This window comes from Gordonia sp. w5E2 (assembly GCF_036540975.1).
Classification (GTDB): Bacteria; Actinomycetota; Actinomycetes; order Mycobacteriales; family Mycobacteriaceae; genus Gordonia; species Gordonia jacobaea.
On the sequence record NZ_CP144213.1, the window covers coordinates 2,836,178 to 2,859,561 of the forward strand.

The 23,384-nt window shown below is 64.6% G+C and carries 24 protein-coding genes; 17 read left to right on the plus strand and 7 right to left on the minus strand.

Features of this window, described 5'->3' with window-relative positions:
* Window positions 1-86: 86 nt before the first annotated feature.
* Together RND64_RS12745 and RND64_RS12750 are read left to right on the plus strand one after the other, a co-directional pair.
* On the plus strand, window positions 87-1,427 hold the full coding sequence (locus RND64_RS12745) for an ABC transporter permease (RefSeq protein ID WP_331436054.1): 1,341 nt from the start codon (window positions 87-89) through the stop codon (window positions 1,425-1,427).
* Window positions 1,428-1,474: 47 nt separating this feature from the next.
* On the plus strand, window positions 1,475-2,497 hold the full coding sequence (locus RND64_RS12750; RefSeq protein ID WP_270485410.1) for an ABC transporter ATP-binding protein: 1,023 nt from the start codon (window positions 1,475-1,477) through the stop codon (window positions 2,495-2,497).
* Between the two features lie 57 nt (window positions 2,498-2,554).
* On the opposite strand, the gene RND64_RS12755 is transcribed toward RND64_RS12750, so the two are convergent.
* Entirely contained in the window at window positions 2,555-3,355 is an 801-nt protein-coding gene (locus RND64_RS12755; protein ID WP_270485413.1) for a helix-turn-helix domain-containing protein, read from the minus strand.
* 202 nt (window positions 3,356-3,557) lie between these two features.
* On the opposite strand from RND64_RS12755, the gene cynS reads away from it, so the two are divergent.
* The 4 genes from cynS to RND64_RS12775 all read left to right on the plus strand — a co-directional run bounded on the left by cynS (window position 3,558) and on the right by RND64_RS12775 (window position 6,109).
* On the plus strand, window positions 3,558-4,004 hold the full coding sequence (gene cynS, locus RND64_RS12760) for a cyanase (protein WP_049698169.1): 447 nt from the start codon (window positions 3,558-3,560) through the stop codon (window positions 4,002-4,004).
* A gap of 27 nt (window positions 4,005-4,031) precedes the next feature.
* Entirely contained in the window at window positions 4,032-4,916 is an 885-nt protein-coding gene (locus tag RND64_RS12765) for a formate/nitrite transporter family protein (protein WP_270485418.1), read from the plus strand.
* Between the two features lie 200 nt (window positions 4,917-5,116).
* A complete protein-coding gene (locus RND64_RS12770) occupies window positions 5,117-5,878 on the plus strand; it encodes a M23 family metallopeptidase (RefSeq protein WP_270485421.1) in 762 nt (253 codons plus the stop codon).
* Between the two features lie 84 nt (window positions 5,879-5,962).
* Window positions 5,963-6,109: a hypothetical protein gene (locus RND64_RS12775; RefSeq protein WP_156525513.1), complete on the plus strand. Its 147-nt coding sequence runs from the start codon at window positions 5,963-5,965 to the stop codon at window positions 6,107-6,109.
* Between the two features lie 47 nt (window positions 6,110-6,156).
* Here RND64_RS12775 and RND64_RS12780 read toward each other — a convergent pair whose 3' ends face one another.
* Window positions 6,157-7,782: an MFS transporter gene (locus tag RND64_RS12780; protein ID WP_270485426.1), complete on the minus strand. Its 1,626-nt coding sequence runs from the start codon at window positions 7,780-7,782 to the stop codon at window positions 6,157-6,159.
* Between the two features lie 275 nt (window positions 7,783-8,057).
* Between RND64_RS12780 and RND64_RS12785 the strand changes: the two genes are divergently transcribed.
* Window positions 8,058-8,870 carry a hydroxypyruvate isomerase family protein gene (locus RND64_RS12785; protein WP_270485428.1) on the plus strand — a complete coding sequence of 271 codons (813 nt, stop codon included), beginning with the start codon at window positions 8,058-8,060 and terminating at the stop codon, window positions 8,868-8,870.
* 42 nt (window positions 8,871-8,912) lie between these two features.
* Window positions 8,913-9,800, plus strand: coding sequence for a 2-hydroxy-3-oxopropionate reductase (locus RND64_RS12790; protein WP_270485431.1), 888 nt, complete (start codon window positions 8,913-8,915; stop codon window positions 9,798-9,800).
* Window positions 9,801-9,814: 14 nt separating this feature from the next.
* On the opposite strand, the gene RND64_RS12795 is transcribed toward RND64_RS12790, so the two are convergent.
* Window positions 9,815-10,435 carry a TetR/AcrR family transcriptional regulator gene (locus tag RND64_RS12795; RefSeq protein ID WP_331436055.1) on the minus strand — a complete coding sequence of 207 codons (621 nt, stop codon included), beginning with the start codon at window positions 10,433-10,435 and terminating at the stop codon, window positions 9,815-9,817.
* A gap of 148 nt (window positions 10,436-10,583) precedes the next feature.
* On the opposite strand from RND64_RS12795, the gene RND64_RS12800 reads away from it, so the two are divergent.
* Together RND64_RS12800 and RND64_RS12805 are read left to right on the plus strand one after the other, a co-directional pair.
* The gene (locus RND64_RS12800) at window positions 10,584-11,618 is read left to right on the plus strand and encodes an agmatine deiminase family protein (protein WP_331436056.1); all 1,035 of its coding nucleotides are present in this window, start codon (window positions 10,584-10,586) and stop codon (window positions 11,616-11,618) included.
* A complete protein-coding gene (locus RND64_RS12805) occupies window positions 11,615-13,636 on the plus strand; it encodes an amidase (protein ID WP_331436057.1) in 2,022 nt (673 codons plus the stop codon). Before RND64_RS12800 ends, RND64_RS12805 begins: the two co-directional genes overlap by 4 nt.
* A 151-nt stretch (window positions 13,637-13,787) precedes the next feature.
* On the opposite strand, the gene RND64_RS12810 is transcribed toward RND64_RS12805, so the two are convergent.
* Both RND64_RS12810 and RND64_RS12815 read right to left on the minus strand, forming a co-directional pair.
* On the minus strand, window positions 13,788-15,677 hold the full coding sequence (locus RND64_RS12810) for an HNH endonuclease signature motif containing protein (protein WP_331436058.1): 1,890 nt from the start codon (window positions 15,675-15,677) through the stop codon (window positions 13,788-13,790).
* Window positions 15,678-15,779: 102 nt separating this feature from the next.
* Window positions 15,780-16,241, minus strand: a complete 462-nt coding sequence (locus tag RND64_RS12815; RefSeq protein ID WP_331436059.1) for a mycothiol transferase — start codon at window positions 16,239-16,241, stop codon at window positions 15,780-15,782.
* Window positions 16,242-16,411: 170 nt separating this feature from the next.
* On the opposite strand from RND64_RS12815, the gene RND64_RS12820 reads away from it, so the two are divergent.
* The 4 genes from RND64_RS12820 (at window position 16,412) to RND64_RS12835 (ending at window position 19,103) form a co-directional block, all read left to right on the plus strand.
* The gene (locus RND64_RS12820) at window positions 16,412-16,669 is read left to right on the plus strand and encodes a BatC protein (RefSeq protein WP_331436060.1); all 258 of its coding nucleotides are present in this window, start codon (window positions 16,412-16,414) and stop codon (window positions 16,667-16,669) included.
* Between the two features lie 9 nt (window positions 16,670-16,678).
* The gene (locus RND64_RS12825) at window positions 16,679-17,905 is read left to right on the plus strand and encodes a cupin domain-containing protein (protein WP_331436061.1); all 1,227 of its coding nucleotides are present in this window, start codon (window positions 16,679-16,681) and stop codon (window positions 17,903-17,905) included.
* Complete coding sequence (locus RND64_RS12830) at window positions 17,902-18,801, plus strand: sucrase ferredoxin (protein WP_331436062.1); 900 nt, start codon at window positions 17,902-17,904, stop codon at window positions 18,799-18,801. Before RND64_RS12825 ends, RND64_RS12830 begins: the two co-directional genes overlap by 4 nt.
* A 98-nt stretch (window positions 18,802-18,899) precedes the next feature.
* Entirely contained in the window at window positions 18,900-19,103 is a 204-nt protein-coding gene (locus RND64_RS12835) for a DUF2945 domain-containing protein (protein WP_005208831.1), read from the plus strand.
* Window positions 19,104-19,129: 26 nt separating this feature from the next.
* Here the strand turns inward: RND64_RS12835 and RND64_RS12840 are convergent, their stop codons facing one another.
* A complete protein-coding gene (locus tag RND64_RS12840; protein ID WP_331436063.1) occupies window positions 19,130-19,684 on the minus strand; it encodes a hypothetical protein in 555 nt (184 codons plus the stop codon).
* 78 nt (window positions 19,685-19,762) lie between these two features.
* On the opposite strand from RND64_RS12840, the gene RND64_RS12845 reads away from it, so the two are divergent.
* Window positions 19,763-20,395, plus strand: coding sequence for a DUF2461 domain-containing protein (locus RND64_RS12845; protein WP_331436064.1), 633 nt, complete (start codon window positions 19,763-19,765; stop codon window positions 20,393-20,395).
* Between the two features lie 42 nt (window positions 20,396-20,437).
* Here RND64_RS12845 and RND64_RS12850 read toward each other — a convergent pair whose 3' ends face one another.
* The gene (locus RND64_RS12850) at window positions 20,438-20,836 is read right to left on the minus strand and encodes a YchJ family protein (RefSeq protein WP_331436065.1); all 399 of its coding nucleotides are present in this window, start codon (window positions 20,834-20,836) and stop codon (window positions 20,438-20,440) included.
* A gap of 93 nt (window positions 20,837-20,929) precedes the next feature.
* Between RND64_RS12850 and RND64_RS12855 the strand changes: the two genes are divergently transcribed.
* Together RND64_RS12855 and RND64_RS12860 are read left to right on the plus strand one after the other, a co-directional pair.
* Window positions 20,930-21,271: a hypothetical protein gene (locus RND64_RS12855; protein ID WP_331436066.1), complete on the plus strand. Its 342-nt coding sequence runs from the start codon at window positions 20,930-20,932 to the stop codon at window positions 21,269-21,271.
* A gap of 266 nt (window positions 21,272-21,537) precedes the next feature.
* The gene (locus tag RND64_RS12860) at window positions 21,538-23,361 is read left to right on the plus strand and encodes an APC family permease (RefSeq protein WP_331436669.1); all 1,824 of its coding nucleotides are present in this window, start codon (window positions 21,538-21,540) and stop codon (window positions 23,359-23,361) included.
* Window positions 23,362-23,384 lie beyond the last annotated feature (23 nt).

The following is a 23,384-nucleotide window of genomic DNA, read 5'->3' on the forward strand; positions in this document are numbered from 1 at the left end:
TGGTGGTCCGAGCGTCCGAAGCCGGTCGCGACACCATCGACTCCTATCTGCTGCGGCCTCGAACGGCTGAATTGCTTTGGAACACGGTGAGTCTGGCGACAGCGGTTACCGCGTTGTCCGTGATCGTCGGCGTGGGATTGGCCTGGTGCCTCACCAGCGGCGTGGCAAGATCCCGCCCGCTGATGGTCGCACTACTCACCGCTCCCCTGGCAATCCCATCGTATGTATCCGGATTCGTCTGGGTGCGAACACTTCCCGACTTCTACGGCTTCCCTGCCGCCGTCCTCGTCTTGACCCTCGCGTGCTATCCGCTGGTGATGCTTCCTACCGTGGCTGCTCTCTCCGGAATAGGCAGATCCGCCGAGGACGCCGCGCGCACCCTCGGGTGCGGCGCCGCACGCGCCTTCCTCCGCGTGACACTGCCCCGTATCCGCCTCCCCGTAGCCGCAGGCGCACTACTCGTCGCGCTCTACGCGATCAGCGACTTCGGCGGCCCGGCGATCGTGCGCTTCGAGCCCTTCACCGTCGGGATCTATAACGCCTACAACGGTAGTTTCAATCGCACGGTGGCGGCGGTCTATGGCTGCGTGCTGGCGATCATGGCGCTCGCACTCGCGGCCGGAGAACGATTCATCCGCCGCGACGCGGAACCGAGTGCCAACGCGGAACGTACGAGGGGAATCCGCGACCACGCCGGGGCGTGGGCATTCGCGATCGGCATGATCGGCGTCGGCCTCGCGTTCCCGATTGCCGGACTGATCGGTCAGATTCTTCGCTCGCAACGAGCCGACACCGCTCTCGACGACGTCCTGCCTGCCATCGGGGCAACCCTGTCGCTGGCCGTCCAAGCCACCTTGGTGATCACGCTGTTGGCGATTCCGGTCGCCTTCTACACGGCGCGTCCACGCACCCGTCTGTCCGGATTCGTAGACACCGCAACCAATCTCGGTTACGCCCTGCCAGGGGTGACGGTAGCGCTCTCGATGGTGTTCATCGGCTTGCGGGTTGTCCCCGACTGGTATCAGACAACCGCTCTGTTGCTCATCGCCTATGCGGTGCTGTTTCTGCCGGTTAGCATCGGCCCGTCGCGCAGTGCCATCGACGCCATGCCCGACGCGGTATCCGAGGTCTCCCGGACACTGGGCGCGGGAAGTATGGCAACACTACTGCGCGTGGTGCTGCCGATGATCGCGCCCGGAATGCTCGCCGGTGCGGCACTCACGTGCGTGTCGGTCGCCAAGGAGCTTCCCGCAACGCTCATGCTCGCCCCCGTGGGGACCAGGACTCTGGCCGTGGACATGTGGAGTCTGAACAATGACCTCGCCTACGGCCGTGCTGCCGTTCTGGGTCTGATACTGATCGCGGTGACCTCGATACCCACAGTCGTCTTGTCAACCTTGTTCAGTCGCAGAGGACCTTCGACGTGAAGCACGCAGACGTGAACCACTCACCTGACGATCGGCCTAGTGTGCGCGTGGACTCGATCCGTGTCGCCTACGGTGACCACGTTGCGCTTGACGAGGTGAGTTTTGTTGTGCCGCACGGAAGCATCACTGCAGTCGTCGGGCCGTCGGGATGCGGTAAGAGCACATTGCTTCGCGCGATCTGCGGTTTGGAGCCGATCCGATCCGGCCGCATCGAGATCGACGGCCAGGAGGTGTCGAGCGCATCCCGACACGCGCCTCCTGAACGACGCCGGATGGGACTCGTTCCCCAGGAAGGGGCGCTCTTCGAGCATCTCAGCGTCGCGGGCAACATCGGTTTCGGACTTGGCCCGTGGTGGCGCCGCGTCCCCGGCAGGCGCGATCGGATCAACGAGTTGCTGAGCGTCACCGGCCTCACCGATCTCGCAGACCGACGCCCCACCACGCTGTCGGGAGGTCAGCGCCAGCGCGTCGCCCTGGCCCGAGCCCTGGCACCCCGGCCGGTGGTCATCGGCCTCGACGAACCATTCTCGGCACTCGATGCCGACCTGCGAGCCAGACTCCAATCCCACGTTCGCCGCGCTCTTCTGTCGGAGAATGCGACCGGACTGCTCGTCACCCACGACCGCGAGGAAGCCCTCGCCATGGCCGACCACATCGTCGTACTCATCGACGGCCGCGTTCGACAGGACGCGGCCCCGCAGACGGTCTACGTCGAACCCGCCGATCTCGACGTGGCGCGTCTCTTCGGCGACCTCGCCGACCTAGCCGCCACTGCAAGCGGCTCGGTCGCCGCAACCCGGGTCGGGCCGATGGAGCTACGGCGCGAACACCATGGCGACGGTCGAGTCCTCATCCGACCGGACGACCTCCATGTCGTCGACGACGACGACGCGCCTGCCGCTGTAGTTGATGACGTACGGTTCCGCGGACGCGACATCGTGATCTCGGCAACGACACCCCACGGCGACCCGATTCTGGTCAGCGGTTCTGCGACGATCGAGTTTCCGATGCGAGGCCAGAGAATCCGGTATCGGCAACAGGCACCCTTACACTTTCTGCCCTCGCGGTGAATGTCTGTGCGACAGCAGGTTTCACTATGGGGCAAAGAGATCGACACGGTTCGTGGATCAGGCGGTCTGCTTGGCCGACAATCTTGCTGCCCACTGCCCGGGAGCATGACCGAACTTCCGGCGGAAGGCGCGCGTGAAGGTTGAGACGTCCGAGAAGCCGCTGTGGCGTGCTGCCGCCTGCACTGACGAGCCGTGCGTGATCATCTCGGCGGCGAGAGCAAGGCGACGATCGCGTATCTCGGCGGCAGGTGTGTGCCCACCCTCGGACAGAATCTGCTGCAGCGAACGCAGAGACACATGACATTCTCGCGCCAACGTCGACGCATCGAAGTCCGGGTCAGTGAACCGCTCCTGGATTTGCTCGAGGATCCGAGCGCGGACCTGGGTACGCGATGATGCGCCGAGCCGCTCCGACGCGGCGCGGATCTGGCTTTGGTAGGCGGTCTCGGGCTCCCGCGATCGGGCTGCCAATTGTTCGGTGGCGTCAGCGAAGGACAACAGAGTGTGGCCGGTATCGGTCAGGGCACGAGTCGACCACGACACCGGTAGCGCCCGATCATCACGGGTGATGAACCATTCGGGGTCGGCGACGGCCCGATCGGAACTCGGCTGATCGAGAATCGGGCAGGAATCCGCCGGGTAGCGCGAACCATCCGGGTGCCAGGAATGCAGTGTGTCGTGACTCGGCGCACCGATGACATCGGCACTCGAGGCATAGCCGAGGAGTTCGAGGGCAGCCTGATTGGCCAGGACGACCCGTCCGCCACTGTCGATAACCCAAAGTGGCGTGGGGGTGACCTCGATGACCGCCGACAACAGACCGGGATCGGCACTCGTCAGATCTCGTGTTGCGCTCATGTCCCGACTCCCTGAGTGGATGGTGGTTGTCGCGAAACTACGAAGCGGTCATTTCCACTTCGTTGGACGCCGGTAACCCGGATGTAAATCGCACGGTTTGCGCGAATCGCCCGAATCGCTGCGTGGATCGTCATTGTCGGTATGCGACCACCGAGGCAGCCTGAGTTCACAACCAATCGATCCACCAACTGCAGGAGAAGACATGGCGCACAACGCAATTTCCGCCCCGGCGATCGAAGTCGACGACGCTCGTCGGTCGGCCGGACTGTCATGGCAGAAGCTCGCGGACCACATCGATCGACCGCTGGTGTGGACGGTAGCCGCACTGCTCGGGAGCCACCCTGTCCCCCGCGAACAGGCCGAGGCAGTCCGCGATCTGCTGTCTCTGAGTGAGGAGACGACGACGGCGCTGCAACGTCAGCCCTACCGGGTTGCCGACTCCGATCTCGCGTCCGACCCGACGATCTACCGCTTCCTCGAACTCATCAACGTCTATGGCCCAGCGTTCAAAGCGCTGATCCACGAGGAGTTCGGTGACGGAATCATGAGCGCGATCAACTGCAACATCTCGTTCGACCGACGTTCGGACCCGGGCGGCGACCGCGTCGTCGTGACGATCGACGGCAAGTTCCTGCCCTACCAGTGGTGACGGCCCGACGAGAAGGAGACCGCAGACATGTCTTATGTGAAACCAGCAGAACTCGCCACCCGGATGGTCGACGCCGGTGAGTCAAAGGTGTTCCTTTCCACGCGTGACACCCTGATCCGGGCCTATATGGCGGGAGCAATTCTCGCGCTCGCTGCGGCCTTCGCGGTCACTGTGAGCACGCAAACCGGCCAACCGCTGCTAGGGGCCCTGCTCTTCCCTGTCGGATTCTGCATGCTTTATCTACTCGGATTCGACCTATTGACGGCGGTGTTCACTCTCGTTCCGCTCGCCTGGTTGGACAAGCGACCCGGGGTGACGTTCGGCAGGATGATGCGAAACTGGGGACTCGTCTTCATCGGCAACTTTGCCGGGGCACTCACGACCGCACTATTCGTGGCCGTCTACCTGACCTACGCCTTCTCTGCCGACGCGGGAGCTATCGGTGAGGCTCTGCAGAAAATCGGCGAGAATCGGACAGTTGGTTACTCTGCCTATGGCGCCGCGGGCATGCTGGCGCTGTTCATCCGGGGCGTGATGTGCAACTGGATGGTATCCACCGCCGCAGTCGGTGCCATGCTCTCGGATAGCCTGCCCGGCAAGGTGATTGCCATGTGGATGCCGATCTTGGTCTTCTTCTACCTCGGTTTCGAGCACTCCGTGGTCAACATGTTCCTGTTCCCCATCGGGCTGATGCTTGGCGGAGACTTCACCGTCGTCGACTATCTGCTGTGGAACGAAATCCCAACAGTCCTCGGCAACCTCGTCGGAGGACTGGCCCTCGTAGGCATCGTCATCTACGTCACCCACGGACGGACCCGACCATCGCGATCCCGGGCGACCAAGAAGAGCAGCACCACGACGGAGGACATTGCCGTCGTTGAGCGCACCGACACAAAGCAGGCCGCGCAGTAACCGGACCGTCTGTAACACGGCGCGGGGCGTCGTCGTCTCACACGTAGACGACGACGCCCCGCCACTGCCTTGACCTGCGTCGATACCGGATCTGAGCCTCTCCGGCAAACACGACATGTCGCCCAAGCCGCGCGTCTGATAGTCTCGCCGTGTCCATTCCGATATCAAAGCGTTACCAACCCCAGAGCGGACGTATAGCAGTGCCTCACCACCGATTGACCGACCGTGACTCGATCCCGAACGCGACGCGTGCGGTCTTTGACTCGCCACCTCGCGCCAGCCGTGGTCAGCACCGCGCAGCCTTTAACAACGTGCACACCCTCAAGCTGAAGACCGCGACCGTCGCCGCGATCACCGGAGTGATCGGCCTCGGTTCCGTTGGCGCAGCGCAGGCCGCCGCAAAGCCGGCTCCGAAGCCCGCAGCACCGACGGTGGCGTTGCCGGAGAACATCAAGCTGCCAGAGAACATCAAGCTTCCGGAAAACATCAAGCTGCCCGAGAACATCAAGCTGCCACCGCAGCTAGAGGAACTCACCCGCAACGCGTTGCCCCCGAATGCGTCGGTACCGGGCAAGAAGCGTGCCGTTGCACCTACCACCGGCACCGTGACCTCCGGGTACGGCGCCCGCTGGGGATCGCATCACAACGGCGTCGACATTGCCAACCGCGTCGGCACTCCGATCCACGCCGTCACCGACGGCACCGTCCTCGAATCGGGCCCGGCGTCGGGCTTCGGGATGTGGGTTCGTGTTCGCCAGGACGACGGCACAACCGGTGTCTACGGACACGTCAACGAGAGCTTCGTCAGGGCGGGCCAGAAGGTTCACGTCGGCCAGACGATCGCCACCGTCGGCAATCGTGGACAGTCCACCGGCCCCCACCTGCATTACGAGGTCTGGGACAAGAACCAGCAGAAGATCAACCCGCAGGCGTGGTTGGCATCGCGCGGGGTCAACCCCTGACCTCCAACCCCTGACCTCTCGGGGCAGTATTCTCGACGATGTGCGCTGATCGGCGCACATCGTCGCAGGCCCCTGGAGATCGCCATGGGATTCATCTTCTTCACACTGCTCGTCGTTGCCGGCGTCATCGGCCTCATCTACAAGCTCAAGCACGACAAGCCGCAGGATCACGACGGCATGATCAGCTACGACAGCACGGGCTCGAACCCTTCGGATTCGAGCAACGACTGATCGCTCTCCGGTCACACACTGCACCTGCGATGAGACTCGAGCCGCCGTCACTTTCCCACCGCGGCCGGCTCATCCTTGCCCAATTCTGCGCCGGGAACCGTCGGAAGTCGTTGAGCGACAACTAGTCCGAGCAACGCCAAGAATACGGCCAGCAGGATCGCCATCTTGATCGCCTCCAACTGGGCGTTGACGTAGTCGTCGACAAGTGTCGACACCTCACCGGCGGGGATATCGTGCTCCTGAGCAACCGCCTCGAGCTGGTCTCGTCCGAGGATTTCGACGCCGTTCGCCGTCGCGTCATTGATCTGACTCTTCGTCTGCGCCGAGATCGTCGAGTCTGCCTGAGCTGCCGTATTGAAGCCCGAACTGAGCGCGGCAACAAGTAGCGCACCGAGCAGCGCAACGCCCACGGATGTCCCGATGTTCTGGGCCGTGCCCTGCAAGCCGCCCGCTTCACCACGGTCACGATTGCCCACCGACGACATGATCACGTTGCCGAGTTGTGCTGCTATGAAACCGAATCCGGCGCCGAAGATGGCCATGCCGATGGCGAACACAACACTGTTGAGCTCGGGATCGATGGTGGTCACCAGAAGTACGCAACCGACGATCACAAGCACCAGACCGATTCTGACCATCCGCCGGGGCGACTGCGTCGCAGCCAGTTTCGGGCTGGCGAACGCCGCGATCAGCATGGCCACCGACATGGGCGCGAGCTTCACTCCTGTCTCGAAAGCGTTCATCTGCAGTGCGTACTGCAGGTAGATCGGGATGATGAAGAACATCCCGCCGATAATGGTCTGCTGCGCGAGCAGCATGATCAATCCGTTGCGCAGCTGCAGTTTTCGAAGCAACGCGGGGTGAAGCAGCGGTGTGCCGCCACGGTCGATGACACGACGCTCCCAGGAGACAAGACCGATGAGCACAAAGACGCCGAGCGCAATCATGAACGGCACCACCGAGAAACCGAACGGTGTCACTCTCACGTCGCCGATCGTCAGTGCGCCTCGCGGCCAGATGAAGCCCCAGGTGCCTGCCTGCAGCAGCGCGATCACGATGAGCCCGAGTCCCGCTACCGACAACGCGGTTCCGACCCAGTCCATCCCCCCGGGCTCGGCCTTCTCGTCGTCGGCGATGGCACGCACCGCAAGCACGACGAGGATGCACACGACGGTCTCCGCGGCGAACACCACCCGCCAGGTGAGTGCTTCAGTCACCCATCCGCCGATCAACGGACCGGCCGCCGCGCCGGCTGCGGCAATACCGCCGAGGGCGCTGTAGGCGGTTGCGCGGTCGCGACCCGAATAGTTCGACGCCGTCAACGAAATGATCGCAGGCATCACCATGACGGCTCCGGCGCCCTCAACGAAGGACCATCCGAACAAGAGCATGCCGATGTTCTGGCTGAATGCCGTGATGAGCGAACCGATTCCGTACACGATGAGCCCGATGGCGAAAACCTTCCGCCTGCCGAACATATCGCCGAGGCGACCGCCGAAGAGCATGAACGATCCCATGACCAGTGTGTAGAGGGTGATCGCGAGTTGGACCTGGGTCAACGTCGTGCCGAGGTCGGCAACGACCTGCGACACCGACACGTTCATGACCGTGGTGTCGAGCACCATGATGAACTGTGCAGCGCTGAGGATGAGGAGGACCCTCCACCGTCGCATGGCAGCACGATACGCGGAACGCCCTGGCCGCACGCGGTTTCTGCCCGACAGCGGAGGCAATCTCTCCTGATTGGTCGACAGCCACGATCTCAGACCGCGCCGAGTGCGGACACCGACTTCCTCGCTGAGAATGGCCACCTCGCACACCGTTACATTGGGCCTGTACAACCTCAGCAAGGCTAACCATTTGGGCCATTTGGGAGACGCCCACCAATGGCGGTAAAACAGTCGCGAGCAACGTCACGTCCGAGTTGAGCCCACACGAAGGAGCCACGATGAACCGTCGCCGACTGACTGTGAACTGCTCGATGCTGTTCACCGACCTACCGTTGCTGCGCAGACCCCAGGCGGCGCGCGATGCGGGTTTCGACGCCGTCGAATTCTGGTGGCCGTTCGACGACGCTGTCCCCGCCGATCGAGCCGTCGACGAGTTCGTGACGGCGATCGACGACGCCGGGGTACGCCTCACCCACCTCAACCTCGCAGCGGGTGATCTCGCGGCGGGTGAGCGTGGGCTGCTGTCGCATCCGCTGCGGGCGCGCGAGTTCGTCGACAGCATCGACGTTGCGGTCGGAATCGGTGCACGTCTGCGAACCGTGGGTTTCAACGCGCTCTACGGCAACCGAGTATCCGGACTCGATGCCGCCGAACAAGACTCACTGGCAGTCGACAACCTTGCCATCGCGGCTCGTGCCGCTGCGACGATCGGCGCACAGATCCTCCTCGAACCACTCAGTGCGATCCCGGACTATCCGCTCCGCCTCGCCGACGATGCGCTCGCAGTGGCCGACGCCGTTCGACGCGAGCACCGGATAGACAACGTCGCGCTCCTCGCTGATCTCTACCACCTGTCGACGAACGGCGACGACCTCGACCACGTGCTCTCGCACCACACCGGGCGGATCGGTCATGTGCAGATCGCCGACGCCCCTGGCCGTGGCGAACCAGGCACGGGCACAATGGACTTCGCGCGTTACCTGGGTGCGCTCGACGAAGCCGGATACCAGGGATGGATCAGTCTCGAGTATCGCCCGACGCTGCCCGACCCGTTCGCGTGGATCGAGGAGTTCGCAGACGGCGCACACTGAGACACGGCACTCGGATCACCGCATTACGGAGGAGCACCGCCCATGACAACCCTCGCGTTCATCGGCCTCGGCGTGATGGGCAGTCCGATGTCCGTCAACGCGGTTCGCGCTGGACACCGCGTCGTCGGCTACAACCGCACACCATCCAAAGCCGCGGCACTCGTCGAGGCGGGTGGAACCGCAGCGCACTCCATCCCCGAGGCGGTCGCCGATGCCGACATCGTCGCCACGGTGCTCCCCGACTCCCCCGATGTCGAGCAGGCGATGAATGGACCAGATGGAGTGTTCGCGCACGCCAAGCCGGGCACGGTCATCGTCGACTTCTCGACCATCAGACCCGACGTCGCGGTCCGGTTGGCCGACCAAGCGGCTGAGCGCGCCCATTTGTTTCTCGACGCTCCGGTATCGGGCGGCGAGGAGGGCGCAGTCAATGCGACCCTGTCGGTCATGGTCGGCGGCTCAGACCAGGCGTTCGAGGCAGCGTCGCCCCTCCTGCATGCTGTCGGTTCGACCGTCGTACACGTGGGACCAAGCGGCAGTGGACAATTGGTCAAAGCGGCCAATCAATTGATCGTGGCCGCCAATATCGCCGCACTCGCCGAGGCACTCGTCTACCTCGAGGCCAGCGGGGTGCAGACCACCGCAGCGGTCGAAGTCCTCGGCGGAGGACTCGCGGGATCGACGGTGCTCGACCACAAGGCACGTCGGATGATCGATCGAGACTTCGCACCGGGAGCGCGAATCGACCTGCACCACAAGGACCTCGGGATCGTCACCGCCTCGGTACGCGAGGCAGGATTGGCTCTCCCGATCGGCTCCCTCGTCGCGACACTCATGGCGTCGGCGCGGGCCAACGGCGACGGCGGCCTCGATCACGCGGCGCTGTTTCGGACGGTCGAGCGGCTGTCCGGCAGGCTCGACTCGATGTGATGTCCCAGGCCGGCCTACTGCAGGGTTCCGCGCGCGAGTCCGAGCTCGTTCTCCATCGCGCGCCGAACCAGACGCCCTCTGTCGGGAGCACCCGAGTAGTGCACCAGCGCGTGCGAGTTGACGCCGTCGATCATCCCGAGGAACTGCCACGCGACGTCGGCCGCGTCGTCGGTGACGAACTCGCCCGCGTCGACACCCTCGATGATGAGCTCGGACACCAGTGACTGCCAACGGCCCATGACGTCCCGAACTGCGGCAGCGAGAGGGTGATTCACCCTGCCGAGACTGAAGGCGTCGGCCCAGACGATCGTGACGTCGTCGCGGCCCGGCTCGGTCAGCGTCGCGATCAAGGTCCGCAGCTTCGACGTTGAGTTCGGTTCGGTGGCAATGAGTTCGGTGATCTCGTCGACCTCCGCGCTGGTGATCGCCGAGAACGTGGACGCGACGAGCTCGTCCATACTCGGCTCGTAGTGTGCGACGAGCGCGGGCGCCACGCCTGCCCGTGCGCCGACAGACCTCAACGTCAGCCCCGGAAGCCCGTCGGCACGAGCGACCTGACATGCGGCGGAGCGGATCTCGTCCGCCCGTTCCTCAGGCGACTTGCGGGGTGCGCGCGTCCGGCTCTTCGAGACCATCACCCAGCGATCATCGTGCCTGGCCACCACCTAGTCAACCGCTATTGATCACAGAATCAATAATTCGTTCGTTCCACTTGACGGCCCGACCCGCACCCCTTACCGTTCTAGTTATTGATTGCTCGATCAATAACGAAAGGCTCCGAATATGTCCTGGACAATGCCCGCCGAGACCGCCCCCCACGAGCGTGTGTGGATGGCGTTTCCACGGACCAACACCACCCTCGCCGAAAGCGCGGCCGACGCCGAGACCGCGTACGCCGCGTGGAGCGAGGTTGCCAACACGGTCGCGCAGTTCGAGCAAGTCGTCATGGTCGTCGACCCGACAGAGACGACACGTGCGCGTGCCATGCTCTCGGAGGAGATCGAGATCGTCGAAGCGCCGCTCGACGACGCGTGGATGCGCGACATCGGGCCGACCTTCGTCATCGACGACGCAGGCCAACTCGGCGCTGTCACATGGACGTTCAACGGTTGGGGCGCACAGGAATGGGCCGAGTGGACCAACGATCGTCAGATCGGGCGCGTGGTCGCAGGCCGGGCAGGCGTCCCCGTTGTCAGCTCGATGCTCGTCCAGGAGGGCGGCGCCATCCACGTCGACGGCGAGGGCACCGTTCTCGTCACCGAGACGGTCCAACTCGACCCCTATCGCAACCCCTACGCCACGCGCGAGACGATCGAAGCAGAACTCGAGCGCACCATCGGCGCACGGAAGGTGATCTGGCTTCCCCGCGGTCTGACTCGCGACTACGAGCGGTTCGGCACCCGAGGCCACGTAGACATGGTCGCGACCATCCCCTCCCCGGGAACGCTACTGCTGCACCACCAAACGAATCCCGAGCATCCCGACCACGCGGTCACCAAGGGCTTGCGCGAATTCTTCGAGGGCACCACCGACGCAGCCGGGCGTTCGTGGAACATCGTCGATCTGCCCGCTCCCGACACGATCCGGGACTCCGAGGGCTTCGTCGACTACAGCTACATCAACCACCTCGTCGTCAATGGTGGTGTCGTCGCCTGTGGTTACGGTGAACCGGAGGCAGACGCGCGCGCGGCGGAGATCTTGGCGTCGGTCTACCCCGGCCGGCGCGTGGTGACCATCGACGCCCGCGAGATCCTGGCACGCGGCGGTGGAATCCACTGCATCACACAGCAACAACCAGCGGTCGGCGTTACGTCATGACGTCCTCGGCGCAAACCCCACCACTGGTGGAGGCCTCGATAGCCGAACTGAGTGCCGCGCTGGAATCAGGCGCGGTCACCAGCGTCGAACTTGTCTGTGGGTACCTGAACCGCATTGGTCGATACGATCGACATGGGTTGACGCTCAACGCGATTCCCGTTCTCAACCCGACGATGTTCGACGAAGCGCGCGCATCGGACGAACGTCGTGGCCGTGGCGAGGCGTACGGGCCGTTCGACGGCATCCCCTACACCGCGAAGGACAGCTACCGGGTGCAGGGCCTCACCGTGGCGTCGGGTTCGCCGGCGTTCGCACATCTCGTCGCGGGCTCAGACGCGTTCGCCGTCGAACGTCTGCGGGCTGCCGGCGCAATCTGCCTCGGCCTCACCAACATGCCTCCGATGGCCAATGGCGGTATGCAGCGGGGCGTGTACGGACGGGCCGAGAGTCCTTACAACAGCGACTATCTCGCGGCCGCGTACCTGTCCGGCTCGTCGAACGGTTCCGGTGCGTCGACAGCTGCGAGCCTTGCGGCGTTCGGTCTCGGCGAGGAGACATGGTCGAGTGGCCGCTCCCCCGCGTCGAACAACGCGCTCGTCGCGTACACGCCGTCGCGCGGTGTGATCTCGGTGCGTGGCAACTGGCCGTTGACACCGACAATGGATGTCGTTGTGCCACAAACTCGTACGGTCGACGACATGCTCGCGCTGCTCGATGTGCTCGTCGCGGATGACGCCGACACACGAGGAGACTTCTGGCGCACGCAGCCATGGGTGGAATTGCCCGCGGCATCGTCGGTGCGGCCAGAGTCGTATCTGGAACTCCGCGATGACAATGCTTTGCGGGGCAAGCGTTTCGGTATACCACGCATCATCCTGGGTGACGACCCCGACGCGGGCTGGCCGATCACACCACGACCCTCGGTCATCGAGCTGTGGAACCGCGCACGAGCAGATCTGGAGGCAGCGGGCGCCGAGATAGTCGACGTCGACTTCCCCGCCCTGACCAACTACGAACTCGACCGACCCGACGCCCGCGACGGCTATGCCCGCGGAATCCTCCCGGAAGGATTCTTCGACGCGGAGATGTGGGACCTCACGATCTGGTCGTGGAACGATTTCTTGGAGGCCAACGGCGACCCCGCACTGAACCGCCTCGCCGACGTCGACGGGTCGTTGATCTTCCCACTGCCCGACGGCGCGATTCCCGATGAACTGCACGGGTATTACGCGCGGTACAACCTGGACATCAGTGAATACCCCGAGCGCGCCGCACGCGGAATCCCAACGCTCGACGAGATTCCCGATCTGGCCGAGGGCATCCGCGGGCTCGAGGAGATGCGCCGCGTCGACCTCGAGGAGTGGCTCGACGAACTCGGCCTCGACGCACTGGTGTTTCCCTCTGCGCTCGACGTCGGACCCGCGGACGCCGACACCAATCCGGAATCGCACGAACGTGCCATGGCAAACGGGGTGTGGGTGTCGACCGGCAACACCATGATCCGTCACTACGGCATTCCGACTGTCAACGTCACGATGGGCACGATGAGTGACATCGGAATGCCCGTGAACCTGACATTCGCCGGACGCGCCTACGACGACAACGCCCTACTCGCCTACGGCTGGGCCTACGAGCACGCCTCTCGACGCCGCACCGCCCCTACCTCGACGCCGGAGCTCCCCTCCCTGATGCGCCCCCTGATGCGCCCCGGTGCCGTGGCCGGCGGCGACGTCCCTGCGCTTGAACTGACAGCATCGGCTCGACGCGATGCGCAGGTTGCGGTCATCGAGATCGCGGGGTCGTCCGACACCGACCTGCTGCAGGTGTTCGTGGACGGAGATGCTGTTCCGGTCGACCGCGAGGGATCGAGCTTCACAGCATCTGTCGAGATTCCCGCGGCCGAGCTCAAGCGACAACACTCCGCGTGGCGCATCCCGTACGGCGCACTCGTGACAGCGATCGCGACGTCATCGAACGGCGCTTCCAACGCCGAATATGTGATCGTGGACGGCATCTGACCACGCTCCCTCTATTCGGACCTGCCCCGAGCAACCACGTCTGCCCCGCCACCGGATGTGGTGGCGGGGTGTAGACGGGTTGCGGCACAACCGGATTCGTTGTTTTTGCCATGGTTGCCCGGGCAGGTGCGTCGGTCAGCTGACGCGGTGTTCAGGCAGCGTCGGCCAGCGGTGGGTCGACGCCTCCGGGTGGGTCGAATCCGCCGAGCCGGTTGGGGTCGGCTGGTGGAGCCGGACCCGTTGGCGCGCCCGGGTCTGTGGGTGGCTCGGGGTCGGGTGGATCAGCGAGGTTCCATCGGATGTCGACCCGCGAGCTGAGGCGCACCGTGTCGCCGGAGGGCATCGCGCCCACCAACGCGAGTTCGACCCGCCCCCGGGGCGGGTCCGGCATCGATGTCGGCGACACCATCCAGGCGCCGACTGCGTCCGCGACGATCTCGGCGTCCGCCGTACCGGAGGCTCGCGCGACGATCCCGGTATCGGCTGTGTCCGAGGCGATCCCGGTCCCGGTACCGGCCGCGCGTGCAGCCGCTGCGGCTTCGTTGTTGGTGTGTTCGGCGGCGAGGTAGTCGTGGAAGTCGGCTTCGACGTCCGCGATCCGGTTGATGCGTTCCGGATTCTCCGGCATACCCGGCTTGGCGTTGACCCGCCACGCAACCCGGCCGGTGTCGGGGCCTTCGGTGATCATGCGGGTGGTGAACTGCCCGGGTTTCGAGCCGACCCGCCGGTTGTGCACATCACACGCCGGCACCAACTGGTCGATATCGGTCAAGCCGCCATCGGCCCAGTCTTTCGCGGCGTGATGCATCTGCACCCTGCTCGCGGGCTGATTACAACCCGGTGCCGAACACATCTTCCCGCCCGCCGAGGCGAATGAGGCGAGTCGTTGCCCCAACGACGCGATCCGCTTCGACCGACCCAAATACAGCGGGATGCTGGTGTGGTCACCGAACACCGCCAAATACTGGCTCGCCCCGGTCGAGGCGGCCATCTCGATCACATCACCGATCGGCAGCAGTGTTCCGGACGTGGTCTGCGCGATCCCCGCCTGCTCCTCCAACTCGCGCAGGCTGGTGGTGACGATCACCTGGATCGGCAACCCGCGATGAGTGTTGCCCAACATCCCTGATTCAAGTACTTGCTGCAGGAGTGCGGAGAAGGCGTCGTGGTTGCGTTGCGCGGGTGAGCGTTCATCACGCAGGGCGGCGGCCGCGACCTGCTCGGCGTTAGCGGTCGTGATCGGCCCGACCGGCGACTCCGGATCGTCCGGGTTATTCATGCCCGGTTTGGCCCACGCATCCAACACCGTGTCCAGGCGGGCGCGGGCGATCGGATCGAGGTCGGCGGTCAACCGCGACATCAACTGCGCGTTCTGCCGGTTCACCCACAGGCGGCGGCGGCGTTTGCGGTCTTTCGAGGTGGTCAGCGTCCCGTCAGGATCGAGATGCGCCAACAATCGTGATCCCAAATTGGTGATTTCGGCGGGCGTGAACTGGACCGCGTAGCCGGCCATCTGTGCTTCGGCGGCGGCTTTTGTCTCGGCCGAGACCTCACCGGGGATTGCCTCCAGCACTTCGAGCACCGCCCGCACATGTGCGCCGGCGACCCGACCCTCCACCACATAGCCGGCCAGCGTCGGGCACGACGGTGGCAGTCGGTCGCCGCAGATCGTGGTGAACGAGCCGGTCGCCGCGATCACCCGATGCCGCGCCGCCGGATCACCAATATGCAGACCCTGCCCCATGAAGTTCCGAACATCGCGGAAACCCAACGCGCGGGGCAGATCCCGGTCGGACGCTTCCACAATCAAGCGATCCGTCACCGCACCCGCAGTCCGCAACGCCAACCGTTCCGCTTCGACGGTGGCTTCCACCAGCGCGGCATCGGATACCAGCGACACATCGACGGCAGCCAACTCATCCAACACCGCGGCAAGACGTGACAGCTTCTCCGCCACCACCGCATCCGCAGACCCCACCGCAGCAGATCGCAAAGCCGAAGGCGCGCCACCGGCCCCAACGTCATTGCGATTGCTGTTCACGTTCCGCCACCCCCGCCCCGCGTCGTGTCGAATATGTGTTCTACACTACCCGGCAATACCGACAGCGTCGAGGAAAAATCGAAATAGCTTTCGATCGCGGATTCAGGCGCTCAACAGATCGCGGGTGATCTGAAGCTGGCCCAGGTGCTGGGCCAAGTCGTGTACGACATGCAGCACCACCCACTGAGGCGTGACGGTGTCGAGGTCGACCTTCGCGCGTGTTCCGCGTGCATCGCGGCCCGCAATTCCGTCGCGCACCATGCGCGTCGACCACACATCCATATCGGCGCGGACCTGCGCGATGCGTGTGACGAGATCATCGCGCGTTCCCGTCGCGTCGAACTCCCGCGACCGATCACGGGGCAGATCCATTCCGCACCCGAATGTTCCCAGCCACCAGCGGGCCATCTCGATGCAGTGGTGGACGATCGCATACGGCGCGTTGGAACCTGCGACCGGCAAGCTTCTGTTGAGGTCAGCATCGGTCACGCCGTCGAGCGCAGTCAGAACGCCGTCCCAGCATCGATCAGCGGTGTCGCGAGCGGCCTCAAACCAGAGATCCATCGCTATAGCGTGTCACGTTCGGATCGTCGTGATCTTGCAGGAACCGCCATCTCAGCGCAGTAACGAAGTTCGAGCCTCGTCGACGAATCCTCGTCAAGAGCGTGACATATCGACATAGTGGAGTGTGGAGTCGCAAACCGAGCGACTCCCAACGAGGAAAGGGTTTACCCATGGCACTCGACGACGACGACGACATCACCACCTCCAGCCCAGGGGGTGAAGGTCCTGCCGATGGCGGCTCGAATCCCGGCGGACACGACGGCGGCGCAGACGGCACCGCCTCACCCGGCGAAGGACCAGCCGACGGCGGCTCCAACCCCGGCGGACACGACGGCGGCGCAGACGGAACCGCCTCACCCGGCGAAGGACCAGCCGACGGCGGCTCCAACCCCGATGGCCACGACGGCGGCGCAGACGGCACCGCCTGAGTGACAAGCATGCTGAGCCGCTGCATAGCCACCGACCCCGACGTGTTCGCGCGTGACTACTGGGGCCGGCGACCTCTGCTCAGCCGTTCGGACGCGCTCCCCCGCGACTTCGACGATCTTCTCTCGCCGCGCAGCGTCGACGAGTTGATCGCCGAGCGCGGGGTGCGTGCACCGTTCATCCGGATGGCCAAGGAAGGCGGCCTGGTAGGCAAAGAGAACTATCTCGGTCCAGCCGGTTTCGGTGCAGAAATGCCCGACCAGGTCGATTCCGCTAAAGTCCTGGCGCAGTTCGCATCTGGTGCGACGATCGTTCTGCAGGGGTTGCACCGACTGTGGCCGCCCATTATCGACTTCGTGCGTGGAATGGTCGACGACCTCGGTCACCCGGTACAGGCCAACGCCTACATCACCCCACCAGCGAACCGCGGTTTCGATCCCCACTACGACGTGCACGACGTCTTCGTCTTGCAGATCTCAGGCCGCAAGCATTGGCGGGTACATGCGCCAGTCCACATCGATCCCCTCGCCGACCAACCCTGGACCGATCACCGTGATGCCATCAATGCGTGCAGTCACGACGAGCCGGTGATCGACACTGTCCTCGAACCCGGCGACGCCCTCTACCTGCCACGTGGCTGGCTCCACTCGGCAGAAGCGCTCGGCCACACATCGATTCATCTCACGGTCGGGGTGTCCGCTGTGACCGAATTCGATCTGGTCCGCGCAGTCGTCGACCAACTCGGGACGATCGAATCGCTACGCGCCGCACTGCCGATGGGTACCGACTTCACCGATCCCGACGAGTCAGCCGCGCTGGCGGCCAAGACGATTGCTGCCGTTGTCGACGTATTGCAGGCCAACGCAACAGATCTGGCCGAAAGCACCGCTGCGCGATTGTCGAAGATCCACTCCGAGCGGACCCGACCCGTCGCGGTTCGACCACTTGCCACGCTCGACGCAGTCACGTCGCTCGACGAAGACACGGCGGTGAGACGACGCCACGGCCTCACCGTCGAGGTCCGTCGAGCATTGCAGCGCACCGAAATTCACCTTCCGGATCGAACCATCAGCTTTCCCGACTTCTGCACAGAGGCGCTCGAAGTCGCAGCGTCCGGAGTCGCCGTCACCGCGGATGAACTCCCCGGACTCGACACCGCCGACGGCCTGGTGCTGATTCGCAGATTGCTTCGTGAGGGTGTCGTCGTTCCAGACGACGGATCGGTTCCAACCGGATGACCCGTCGTCCTCCGTGTAGCGTGCAATCCGCGGAGCGCGGTGATCCGATCTACGGCACGGCCTCGGCGGGAACATTGTGGGTCCTGCTCGAACTCGGTGGCGCGTGGGGACACTCGGCGTTCCTGCAATCACCATCCATCATCGACCCCGACCTCGGTCTGAGCATCGTGCGTCGGGTCGAGAAGCAGCGCATGCGGATTGTCGCGATTCGACGACCAGGACGTCGGCCGTCAACCCCACGGTGGCGTTGGTTCATCGTCAACTCCACACCTGGGGCCGAAAGCGTGCACGCGGGCGAAGTCGACGGTCCCGCAGGCTATCTCGACCTCGCGCTCGACGGATCCGACGGCACTCCGTCGACAGAACCTCTCGTCGCCGTCTGCGCTCACGGAAAGCACGACCAGTGCTGTGCAGTTCGAGGTCGGGCCGCGACAGCAGCGATCGCGTCGGCCTATCCGGAGTGGACGTGGGAGTGTTCACACCTCGGTGGCGACCGCTTCGCCGCGACGGGGCTGATCCTTCCGCACGGTCTCTGTTACGGAAGACTCGACACCGCCGCCGACCCGGCGTCGATCGTCGAGCTGTACACCCATGGGCGCCTTGTGGATTCGCTGCTGCGCGGACGTACGTCACTCCCCCATGCCGTCCAGGCCGCCCAGCACTTCGCCCGTGTCGAGACCGGAGATGACCGCATCGACTCGTTCGCGCCGATCGACGTCGCACACGTTGACGGACGCATCCACGTCCGTCTGACAGGCCAGGCCGGGCCCGTCGAGGTTGTGCTCGGTGAAGAGTTCTCCGAGCCGCTGTTCTCGATGTGTGAAGCGAATGTCGCTGGACGCGTAAGGCAGTTCACGCTGGACTCCATGACCATCGGGCGCGTCGCCGCGACCTGACCGTAACCCTGTCTCGATCGGTGGTCAGCGACGTATCGAGCACGCGTCACTCACGCCGGCCGTCGTTATCGACGCACACGTGCGCGCATGCTCGACTCATGGGAATCAACAAGAACGACACCGTCGAATGGAATACGTCCCAGGGCCCGACGCACGGGCACGCGAAGGAGAAGCGCACATCGCCGTTCACCTTCGACGGCCAGAAGTTCAACGCAAGCGACGACGATCCGTACTGGATTGTCGAGTCGTCGAAGACCGGATCGCAGGCCGCACACAAGGAGTCGTCGCTCACCAAGAAGTGAGCGGCCCCACCTGGATTCTCGACCGGTCACATATTTTCGAAGGCCCTACCGAGTTCGGCGCCGACGTCGATGATGCGTGCGGCCTTGACCTCGGGCTTGTCGATTTCGTCTGCCACGTGCTGTGCGACGAAGCGCTTGATCTCGGTGTCGACCTGGCCGACGGCGCGAATGAATTCACCACGCAGGTTGTGCGACGCGACGCCGACGATCACGTCCTTCGGCCGCGGTGGAGTGACGTCGATCCGCAGCTCCAGCGGCTCGGCCGCACGAACGGTCAACGGGAGCGTGATCAGCCCGTCGACGTCGTACTTGATGCGGTCGACGCGTAGATCCACGACGAGTCCGATGGTCAGCATGATCTCGACGGTGAACGTGATCAGTTCCCCGACGTTGCGCGCGATACGTGGCTCACCGATCTCGACGTGCGCGGTCACGCGGGCCAGTCCACCGGGGCCGGACGGGATGGGGCCGACGTCGAATGATCCACCGGTAATGGAGGAGAACGCCGACCCCACCCGCTCTTCGGTCACGGCGACCTCGAAGAACCGGCGGCCGAACTCTTCATACGTCAGCTGCGTCATCCCCTTCATCGTGCCATTTCATCGCGCGTCATAGAACTCGTTCGCCTCGATCAGCCGGGCGAGCCGTAACCTCGGAGCATGGCTTTTCAGGGCTTCCCCGAGGCCGCCCTCGATTTCTACGACGACCTCGAGGTCGACAACAGCAAGGCCTTCTGGGAACAACGCAAGCAGACATATCAGAGCGCTGTGGCCGCACCGATGCGTGAGCTCACCGACGCTCTTGCCGACGAGTTCGGTGACGCGAAGCTGTTCCGCCCGTACCGCGACGTCCGGTTCTCGAAAGACAAGTCGCCCTACAAGACCCACCAGGGCGCATACGTCGCCGTGGCACCGGCGACCGGATACTACGTCCAGATCGGGGCACCAGGCGTCATGGCGGGTGCAGGCTTCTACGACGCCTCCCCTGAGCGATTGTCGGCGATGCGGACCGCCATCGACGACGATCGCCGCGGTCGCGAACTCGAAAAGATCGTGCGTCGACTCGAGGACGCAGGATTCGACATCGGCGGAGACCGCCTGAAGACCGCTCCTCGCGGATGGGATGCCGGCCACCCACGAATTGAGCTACTGCGGCACAAGACGTTGACGGTCTCGCGCGATTACGGATTCGACGCCGTGATCCATGGTCCCGAACTGGTCGAGCGTGTGCGCGCTGACTGGCGCACCGCGCGACCACTCGTGGACTGGCTCATCCAACACGCTCTCGCGTGACGACTCGCTTGACGTCCAGAAACGCCTGCGGGACATGCTGCACTAGTCGACCGCGCCGTCGACGTAGACCCACGAGCCGTCGAGTCTGGTGAACGTCGACAGTTCGTGCATCTGTCCTCGACGCCCATCGGCGCGATAGAACGCCGTGAACTCGACCGTGCCCGTGGTGTCGAACGGGCCGCCGCCGCTCACCGATTCGACGTCGAGACGCAGCCACCGCATGCTGTCATCGAGACCGAGGTCGGCCGGTCGGGTATCGGGATGCCAACTGCGCAGCAGGTGATTTCGGTCGCCGACAGCGAACGCGGTGAAGCGCGACCGCATCAACGCTTCGGCGGTTGGGGCACGGCGCTCTCCACGCAGGATCGGCCCACAGCATTCGGCCAACGTCAGGCCGGTTCCGCACGGGCAGCGCGCGTCGTCGTCGAGTGTCGTGCTCATGGCGGCCCAGCATATGCGGCCGCGACCGATGGTCCCAGCCGACTGCCAGCGTCCGCCCATCACGGTGGCAGCGTCGGCGACTGTGATGGTGGCATGACAACGATTACTCATACCCCAGCAGTCACCCGTACCCGTCGCGCCGACACGGTTGTGCTGATCATGGACGGTAGCGTTCGAGCTCACTGCGTCGCTCGACAGATCCTTGATCGCGGGAAGAACCTCGCCATGGCGGGAACCCGTGGTCACGACCTCGTTCCCTACGTCGACGCTGCCGTGCGCGACCGTGTGGTGACGGTCATCGCCGATCCCGGGGATCCGACGCAGATCGACGCGGTCATCGAGCGTGCGAGTGACACCCTCGGACCCGTGATCATGGTTGTCGATCCCGGCGGGTTGCTCTCCGACGTTCACGCCGCCGACCGTCACGCCGCCTGACACGCCGCGGTGGGGGTGGTCTGCGGTAGAGCTGCGTCAAGATCTGACGAGTCGGCGTCAAATTCGCGTCAGAGGCGCTCGCATAACGACTTTCCGGCTATACAACGTCCCTCGTGGCATTACCCGGAACACGTACGCGAGTGTTGACGCGCGACGAGGCATCGTCGTCGAACTCGACCTCCGCTGACCCGTCGAGAACTTCACGAACCCGCGACAAACGTCGCCTGACCGCGACGACGGGTCTGGCAGCGCTCTCGCTCGATGCGATGGCGTCGGTCGCCTATGGGCCAGAGGCGATCGTCCTCGTGCTCGCCGCGGCGGGCGGCAACGCGTTGGGACTGACCCTTCCCGTCAGTGCCGCGATCGTCGTACTCCTCGCGGTATTGGTGCTCTCCTACCGGCAGCTGATCGCTGCATTCCCCGACGGCGGCGGTGCTTACGCCGTCGCCAAAGCCCATCTCGGCCGCCGCGCATCACTTGTCGCCGCGGCTTCGCTCGTCATCGACTACGTCCTCAACGTCGCTGTATCCGTGACCGCCGGAACCGCCGCACTCACCTCCGCCTTTCCCGCTGCGGGGCGGTACACCGTCTGGATCGCGCTCTCGGTGCTGGCCTTGATCACAGCCGTCAACCTGCGCGGAATCGTCAGCAGCGCCAGAGCTTTCGTCACTCCAACCGTTGTGTTCGTGGTGAGCATCGCGTCGGTGATCGTCGTCGGCCTCGTCAATGGCGGAAGCCACAGTGTCCCGCAGGTCGACTCACAAACGGTCGGGACCATCGGAATCTTGCTGGTGCTCAAAGCATTCTCCAGCGGCTGCGCCGCGTTGACGGGCGTCGAGGCCATTGCCAATGCGACGCCACAGTTCAGGGAAAATCGAATCCGCCGCGCGCAGCGTGCTGAGGTGGCGCTCGGCGTGCTCCTCGGCGCGATGATGCTCGGCATCGCCGCACTCGTGGAGCGTCTGCACATCCAGCCGCAGGCAGGCGTCACGGTGCTGTCGCAACTCACGGAGGGCGTATTCGGGCGTGGTGCAATGTATTACGTGGTGCAGGTAGCCACGATCGTGCTGCTCGCCCTTGCTGCCAATACGTCGTTCGGCGGGTTGCCGCAACTGATGAAAGTTGTTGCGAGCGACGATCATTTGCCGCATCGACTCACTCGCCGAACACGCAACGGTGTGTACCGCAACGGTGTTCTCATTCTTGCGGGCGCATCCGCTCTGCTGATTGTCGTCTCGGGCGGAGACGTCAATGCCCTCGTCCCGTTGTTCGCCATCTGCGTGTTCATCGGCTTCACGCTCGCGCAGGTCGGGCTGGTGCGTCACTGGTCGGTCACACGGTCACACGGTTGGCGACGACGCGCCGCGCTCAACGGCTTCGGCGCGGTACTCACCGCTGTGGCGGCAGTCGTCCTCACCGTGATGAAGGCCGGCGAGGGGTCCCTGTGGGTCGTCCTCGTGTTGGCGATACTCGTCGCGGCGATGGAGTTGCTGGCCCGAAGTTACCGACGCACAAGGGAACTCGACATTCGGACGGCCGCCGACAGGTCGCATCCAGGAGAACACCCTCGACACTCCTTTGCCGGACAGGGCCTCGCCGTCGTACCCGTCTCGTCACCGTTGTGTTGTGCCACCAACGACGCCCTGCACGCGGCCCGCGCGTTCGGCCGCGAGGTCGTCGCACTGCACGTCGTCATCGACGGTGACTCAGTACAAGAAGGCGACACGGCACGAGAAGGCGACACGGCGCAAGAAGGCGATACCGGCGCGGCCATCGCTCGCGAGCACGACGATTTCGCGTCGGAGTGGCGGCGGTACCACCCGCTCGACCGCCTGGTCGAAGTGCGCGCACCCGACGAGGACTCCATCGTCGATGTCCTCGCCGACCATATCGCCACCCTGGCAAGCAACGATGACGTGCTCGTGATCATCCCCGACTCCGCGTCGGACACACGCGCAAGGCTCCTGTCCTCGGGACGGGCCGACGACCTCGAGCGAGCGCTCAAGCGCACAACACCCGCTTTGGTCACGAGGACGCGAACCAGCGTCGACGCCCGCCGCTCGACGTCCATCGCGAATGTGCGCAGGTAGCAGCGGGGGCAAGGCACTGGGTA